5 protein-coding genes and 1 tRNA gene are annotated in these 7,962 nt (G+C 34.7%); 1 reads left to right on the top strand and 5 read right to left on the bottom strand.

Annotation, left to right across the window (positions count from 1 at the left end):
• The first annotated feature begins 215 nt into the window (after positions 1-215).
• Complete coding sequence (locus tag AC4AGG_RS14430) at positions 216-800, top strand: hypothetical protein (RefSeq protein WP_489772718.1); 585 nt, start codon at positions 216-218, stop codon at positions 798-800.
• Positions 801-924: 124 nt separating this feature from the next.
• Here the strand turns inward: AC4AGG_RS14430 and AC4AGG_RS14425 are convergent.
• From AC4AGG_RS14425 to AC4AGG_RS14405, 5 genes are all read right to left on the bottom strand, one after another.
• A tRNA-Arg gene (locus tag AC4AGG_RS14425) sits at positions 925-996 on the bottom strand.
• Positions 997-1,010: 14 nt separating this feature from the next.
• Positions 1,011-2,783 carry a TonB-dependent receptor gene (locus AC4AGG_RS14420; protein ID WP_489772717.1) on the bottom strand — a complete coding sequence of 591 codons (1,773 nt, stop codon included), beginning with the start codon at positions 2,781-2,783 and terminating at the stop codon, positions 1,011-1,013.
• Between the two features lie 32 nt (positions 2,784-2,815).
• On the bottom strand, positions 2,816-5,779 hold the full coding sequence (locus AC4AGG_RS14415; protein ID WP_489772716.1) for a tetratricopeptide repeat protein: 2,964 nt from the start codon (positions 5,777-5,779) through the stop codon (positions 2,816-2,818).
• Between the two features lie 215 nt (positions 5,780-5,994).
• A complete protein-coding gene (aqpZ, locus tag AC4AGG_RS14410) occupies positions 5,995-6,717 on the bottom strand; it encodes an aquaporin Z (protein WP_489772715.1) in 723 nt (240 codons plus the stop codon).
• A 61-nt stretch (positions 6,718-6,778) separates the two neighbouring features.
• Positions 6,779-7,801, bottom strand: a complete 1,023-nt coding sequence (locus AC4AGG_RS14405) for an alkaline phosphatase D family protein (protein ID WP_489772714.1) — start codon at positions 7,799-7,801, stop codon at positions 6,779-6,781.
• Positions 7,802-7,962: the final 161 nt, after the last annotated feature.

The following is a 7,962-nucleotide window of genomic DNA, read 5'->3' as shown; positions in this document are numbered from 1 at the left end:
GATTTATATGACAATAGTTGTTTGTAATAATTCTAAGTAAAAGAAAGTTTCCAACCTTATGAACAATTAAGAGAATAACCGAGTTTTTACAGTCCATAAAAAGGAATGAAACCCCAAGTTTTTAGAGTCCATACGTGCGGGTAAGATTATTAAAAAGTTCCTTAATAATTTAGGTTATCCTTATGTGAGATAGTAAACTACAATAAATTAAAAATATGGGAAGACACGGAACATATCTACCCGAGATAGATAACCTTAGAGAATTATCAATTGGTTTTCTCAAAAAACACGGTTATCTAAAACCTAATCATTGGTTATCGGGTTCAGTAACTTGGACTAATAAAGTCAGTAATATTCAAAACAGTATCAGTATTTGTGTTAGAGCCACCGAAAATAGAGGAGTAATAACCCTAAAATATGTATTGAATGATAATGAAAATATTGAATATGATGTGCGACTAATAACAAGACGGTCAAATATCGGTAACGGTCTGTTATGGTTTTTTCTATGTCCTAAGACTGGGAAAGTCTGCCGAAAATTGCACACTTACGGAGGTTATTTTTATCATCGTACCGCCTTTGGTCTAAATTATAGTAAACAGAACCAAAGTAAAAAGATGAGGTTTTGGGAAAAGAAATTTGGAGTAATGTTTGACAAAAGTACAGATGAGTTGGATAATAAACACTTCAAAAAATACTACAAAGGCAAACCGACAAAGAAGTTCACGAAACTTTGGACGAAAGTTATTGAAAGAAATAAAATTGATATTGACGAATATACAATGTCGTTTTTACTTTGAAAAAATATGTCGGATATGTCCTATAAAAAACGAAAGAAAAAATGTTAAAATTTAGAGATGTTTGCTAAATGTTTGCTAAAATAAAATTAACCGCCTGATAATTAGACGGTTAATTCATTAAAAGTGGTCGCAGAAGGACTCGAACCCTCACTGTCGGAGCCGAAATCCGAAGTTCTATCCATTAAACTATGCAACCCTGCAAATTGGAAATTAGAAAGTGATTTTCACTCCTCCTAAAATCTGAGCTCCAAGAACTTTGTAACCTTTATAGTTTTCGTACTTGTTGTTCACTAGATTATTTCCGAGCGCAAAAATAGTGAAATTTTTGTGAACTTTGTAAGACGCTGACAGATTAAAATCTATGTAACCTTGCGTTCTGTCAATAGGATTTTCCAAAGAATCATACATGGAAGGATCCGTTGTATTGTCTGTAATAATATAAGAATTAGTCATACTATCCGATACCAAAAATACTTTAGCTCCCAGCAATAATTTTTTGTCCAACATCGTGTAATTCACACCAATTTGAGTTCGGAATAATGGCTTATAATAAGCGTCATCATGATTATCTAGACGTACAAAGTTGTACTTGATTTCACCGTCTACGGATAAATTAGCCAGTGGAAAATATTGCACACTTGCCACAACTTCATTAATTTGCCCATCATCATAATTGGCAGAAAAAGTGTTAGCAAAATTATATGCAGAACGATTAAGGGTATTGTTGTAGTCAAATAAATCGTTAGCCTTGTAGAACATGATATTTTTTGTCTTAGCAAATCCTGCAGAAAGACTGTACTTCACCTGCTCATTGAAGTCTCCCCTGATTCCAACATAAATTTTGTACTTAGTCTCTGTTGGCTTCAACAATTGGTCAGAAACCAAATAAGGATTCTCTTGAAGTAAGCTTGCATAAGTGTTCATCTTCAAGCCTCCATCAACACCTGCAAAAAACTTGAATTGGTCGCTTTTTGCGAACTGTACTTCTGCTCTTGGGAACCAGTAGGTTTTATTGGTTTTAGTTTCCTCTGTCAACAAAATGTTATTGTATTTGGAATTAAGAAAACTGAATCCAGAGCCAATCATCAAATAAGATTTTCCCTTGCTGAAAGTCACTTTAGGAGAAAGGTCTGTCAAGAAATAATTAGAGGAATTTTGATTCAGTAATTGGAATTCGGAATTAACTGTTTCTAAATCCACACCCAAATCAGCATTTAAGAATACATCTTCCATTGGCATTTCTACGCCATGCTTTGATAAATTAAGCTCAATCGAACCACTGCTTTCTTTTGCATCAAACTTATCCGAAAGAAATGATGTTTTGACTCTCACATCATTAAGAATCTCGTTGGAGTAAAAATCGTAATAACCGTTAACTCGGACAACATCAGTCTTCTGACTCAAGTCAATATCCGCGGAAGGATTCAACGCATAAATTCCATAATAATTATAGTTATTGCCTTCGTAATCAGCATTAATATTGAATTTGCCTTTATTTCCATAAGAATTAATAAAAGCCCCAACATTGGCATCACTTTGTCTCGAACTCCAAATGTAATCTTTCTTAAGTCCCGTTGTTGAAATGACATGCGCATCTAACCCGACTTCCATTTTGTTTTGTAAAGTATAGGAAACATTACCATCTGCGAGGATTTTACCGTAATTCCCCATCCCAAACTGAACGTAATTCTTTTGGTAAGATGTCGTCATATTAGGAGAAATATCCTCTCCTTCAATCGTCGAAGTTTTGAAATCCGAAACCGCAGGAACATTTGTAATATTATATTCTACAGGAATTTCTGATTTTTCCTGAGGTGGATAATTTTTTACGGTTTCAACCGAAGTCTTTTTCTTTTCGATTTTTTTAACTTCAGGTTCACGCTTTTTATTAAGAATCAATCTTTCTTCCTTGATTTGCGAAAATGCAGTCACAGAAGTCACCAACACACCAAGTAAGAATATTTTTTGAATATTTTTGTTCATATATCTAAATTTAAACACAAGGTTTAAGAATACTATTTAATCGTTTTTTTCACTTCTCTTGCTTCCGCTACTACCTCTGGAAAATCCTGGTAATTAGCGATGATCTGGTCAACAGTATAACTTGCTTGATAATTATCCTTGAGTCCTACATAATTCTTCGCCATCACCACCAATGCTTTTGCACCCCAATATTCTTCGGAAGCGTAGTTATTAGCTAACTTAAAGATGGTTTCGTTAGAAGCTTTGTAAGATTTGTCTTTGTTCTGATAATAAGCTTTAGCATACAATGCTTCTGCAGCAACTTCCGGATTTGAAGATTTTTCCAAACCAGAGTATGCAGACTTTGCATCTTTATCTTTTCCGCTATTCATCAAGCTTCGAGCTTTAATGACTTTAGCTTGCTGAATCACCGCAGTCGAGTTTTTGGAATTGGCTAAAATTAAATCCGCATATTTTTCGGCTTCTTTCAAATTATTTTCTTCAGAATACAGCTTCATCAATTCGGTATTAGCATAATTACTAATGCTTGAATTGCTCGAATTAGAAATCTGAATCAAATATTTTTTAACTTCGGTGTTATTTCCTTGTGACAAAAGAATTTGCGCAATTCTCGTTTGTGCATCTTCTTGATAATCGTTTTGGACACTTGCTACATCTTGCAAAGTCAACAACGCTTTCGTTGAATTCTGAGTCTGATAATAACTCTCTCCTAACTCATATTGAGCTTGATAAAGTCCTTCTCCTGTAGGATTCTGAGACAGATACTTTTCGTAATAAGGGATAGCTGATTTGTACTCTTTTTTGGTGTAATATTGTTTCGCAGTGGACAAATTGATTTCGTCGATTTCACTTGCATCAATACTTACTCCCATACTTTTAGCAAAAGCTTCGTAACCAGATACATCACCTTTCTTAATGAAAATAGGTCTCGCCGCCTGAACAATTTTTGATGCATAAGCCGTATTTCTATAAGTATTTCCAAGCATTGTCAGCTCAGAAAGTGCTTTATCGTCTTGACCAAGGTCAATATAATTTTGCGCTGTATAGATTTTGGCATTTGCGATTAAATCCTTATCTGCAGAACCTTTGATCACTTTAGAGAAATACTCATTCGCGCTTGTAAAATCATCTGTAGAAGCATAAGCCACTCCAATTTCGTAATTGGCGTCATCAGTATAATCAGAATCTGCGTATTTCGAAATTAGACGTTTGAGTTCTGAAATTTTCGCAGTATTATTCCCTTGAAAACCAAGCGCTAACGCCTTTTGATAAACGATATAATCACTTTCACCATCCGCTTCATTGTAAATCTTAATCGCCTCATCCAACTCATTGTTAGCGTAATGAGTATCCGCCAAACGCAATTCGGCGTCATTACGGAATTCAGCATTTGGATTCTTTAGATAATCTTTGAAATATTGTTGCGCTTTTTCGAAGTTTTTGGATTTGAAGTAAGCATAACCCAAATCGTACTTCAGCTGAGATTGCTCCGGAAATGAAGTTGCTCCCAACAATGACTCGAAACGAGAAATAGCCGATGCATAATTGCCCTTGTTATAGTCTGTCTGACCCAACCAATATTCGGCACGGTGATGAAATTCTTTATTGATATTAAATTTCAAACTTCTTTCAAAATACTTTGAAGCTTGGTCGAAATTTCCTTTGTTAAACTCTTCCGTTCCTAATAAATAAGAAACTTCTTGATCGATTTTGTTGATTTCGTCTGTTGGTCTATCAACTTTATCAATCGCATCTAAGGTTTCTTTATAACTCCCTGAATACAAATAAGATTTAACCAAAAGTTTTCTCATTTCAGGAATTTCAGAACTTCCTTGATACTCTTTGATATAGTTTTGAATGACCGTTGGAGCGGATTCGAAAGGGTTTCCGATATCGAAACTCACTTTAGCGTATTGCTCATGAGCTAATTTCTTCACGCTGGAATCGTAATCCATCTGTGATGCAGAACGAAATGCCGAAAGTGCTTCCTGCTTTTTGCCTACCTCCAAATAAGCATTACCTAATTGATAATAAGCATTCTGAGAAAGTTGAGAATTAGAATTAATCAATCGGTTATAGTAGGATACCGCTTCATCGTATTTCTTCAAATGAGCTGAGACAAAACCCATCTCGTAAAGGTCACTTTCACTCGGATTTTCTTTACTATCCAAATAGGTTTTAAGGTGAGAATACGCCGAATTATAATCATTTTTCATGAAGTAACTCTCCCCAATAATCTTGTGAACTTCCGCTGTGTAAGAATCCGAAATATCTTCGTCCAGTAATGCAGTCCCTTCTGTTATAGCCTTATCATATTGCTTTTCGTTATAAAACATCTGCACATAATAAGGACGAACTAACTTGGTGTACTTACTATCTTCGATAATAGAATCAAAATATTGAAAAGCTTCGGTATTGTTACCTTTTGCATAATGCAAATGTCCAAGCATATAAGCAACATCTCCTCTTTCACTTTCATCAACTGTTTTGTAGGCTTCTTCCAATGCATGAATGGCTCCACGAGAATCCCCTGTCATGAATTTGGCATAACCCAACTTCAAAATATATTGGGTATTTTCCTCACGAGACAATTGATACTGATTGACTTTTTTAAGTGTTTCTAAAGCCTTGGAAAAATCCTTAATCGCCAAATAATAGTCCGCAAGAGGCAAATTAGCTTTAGCGAAGTAAGCAGAATTAGGATACTCTTTCATGAAAGCTTCAAGACCTTGCTCGGCGTGATTTTTCTGTAAAATCACCCCAATCACATTGTCAAAAAACTGTGCTGCTTCTTTTTTAGAATTGTTCAACGTGGTATTGTAGAAATACTGTTGTGAGTATTCGTACTGAGAGGCGTTGTAAATCTTGGTATTGTAGAGTTGTTCTGCTAATTGAAATTTGTAATCTTCTCGATTACTGAAATATTGAGATTGTTGCGCTTCCGCAATGCCATAAAACATCACTGCAGTCGCAATTGCAATTTTTTTAGTATTCATTTAAAATTCTTTTGGCGCCCGTTTCCCTAAACTTATTAGTTTGAAAAACATATTATTTAGGGAACGAAATTAACAAAAACTTATTGCGTAAACAAGTTAAAGTCCGTTAAATAATAATTGATTACATAGTGACTTAGCGAAATCCTACCAATAGATTTCAAAAAAAAATTCCTGCAGAAAAAACTGCAGGAATCTATAATCTACTTTATTTAGAATTAAGCATCAAGTGCTTCTTTCCAAGGCGTTTGTAATAAGTTTTTATAGATAAGTCCACCAACTAAAGCTCCTGCGATTGGCGCAACCCAGAATAACCATAACTGATTAATAGCATCTCCTCCAACAAAAATAGCTTGAGATAGAGATCTTGCTGGATTAACAGAAGTATTAGTAATTGGAATAGAAATCAAGTGAATCAAAGTTAAACCAAGACCGATTGCAATTCCAGCAAATTTTCCATTAGCCCATTTATCAGTTGCTCCTAAAATAATAATTAAGAAGAACATGGTCAATAAAAATTCTGTTAAGAATGCTGCGCCCATACTGTAACTTCTACCATTGTAACCAGGCATATCATAAAAATTAGTTGCAAATGCTCCAGCTCCTTCCGTTGTAAAAGCACCTGCTCCATTAAGGATAAAATAAAGACTTGCAGCAGCTGCAATTGCACCAATACATTGTGCAGCGATATAAGGAACTAATTCTTTAGCATCAAATCTTCCTCCTGCAAGCAATCCAACAGAAACCGCAGGGTTAAAGTGTCCTCCAGAAATATGTCCAACTGCGTAAGCCATTGTCAAAACAGTAAGACCAAAAGCAAGAGAAACCCCTACTAATCCAATCCCAATGTCAGGAACACCAGCTGCAAATACTGCGCTACCGCATCCTCCGAAAACTAACCAAAATGTGCCGAAAAATTCAGCGAATAATTTTTTTGCCATAATTTATTGTTTTAAAGTTTAATCAAATGTAAGTATTTTTTTTATAAAATCTTCAAAAAAACTAATATTGCTGCTCCAATTTTTCAAACAATTCGTTGTTTTCTCCACGAATTTCAAAACAAACAAAACCGGTTTCTAAGTTTAACTTTACAATTCCGAAATTCTTTTTACCAATAATCGTTCCAACTCGATATGGGTTATACTCCGACTTAATACCTTCGGTAACATGAGTCAGTCCACTGGAAGTGAAATCAATCAACGGATACCTCTGTCCTTGAATACTTTTGGAAGAAAATTCAGCAAAGTGACGGTCACCAGATAGGATAATAACATTTTTTGCTTTTGTTGTTTTAATTAAATTTTCTAAACGTTCGACTTCTTTCGGCATATTTCCCCAAGCTTCATAACCATGCTCCGATGATAAAAACTGGATACTACTCACAATAATATTGAATTCGCTTTGGGAATTTTGAAGTTCATTTTCAAGCCATTTCCACTGTTCTTCACCCAAAACACTTCCTACATCTTGCTTAAGATATCGCTTCTTTCCACTCTCATCTTTGGTTAAGGCCGAACGAAAATACCGCGTGTCGAGATTCAAAATTTTAACTGATTTTCCATCAGAATCTTTTATTACTAATGAGTTATACACTCCTTCTCTATTCCTCCTTTCATCATTTTTTGGAGCATCCATAAAATCTAAAAATAGCTGTTGACTTTCCTTTCGATGTTCGTACTCGGCTCCTCCATCATTTCTTGCGTAGTCATGGTCATCCCAAGTTCCTGTTATTCTAATTTTTTCTTTGAATTTCTGATAATCTTTTTGCTCGTTCTTCGATTGATAACATTTTTGAAGCTCCGTCATATCATCGGTATCACAATAGATATTATCTCCTCCCCAAATCCAAACATCCGGTTGATTAGCAATAATATCATCCCAAAGCGAATTGGTTAATTTTTGATTATCACAGCTCCCAAAAGCAATAACAATCTCATGGCCCGTATTTTTTGTTTGATTTATAGAGGACTGAGAAGCACAAGAACTTAAAAGAAATCCAAAAAGCAAAAAGAACAAATTCTTCATTTTCAATTTTTGGATAAAGGTAAAAAAATGAAACCTCAATCACGTTGAACACGATGAAAAATCATATTTCTATTATGAATATTTCTTAACATTCAATAAGAATAAATCAGTCATATTTTATTTTCAAGGAAGGCTTTTGACAACCGAATTTTAATAATTTT

The organism is Chryseobacterium sp. CG10_8 (assembly GCF_058117085.1).
The sequence above is the reverse complement of the archived record's forward strand: the minus strand, read 5'-3'. Positions and strand labels throughout refer to the sequence as shown.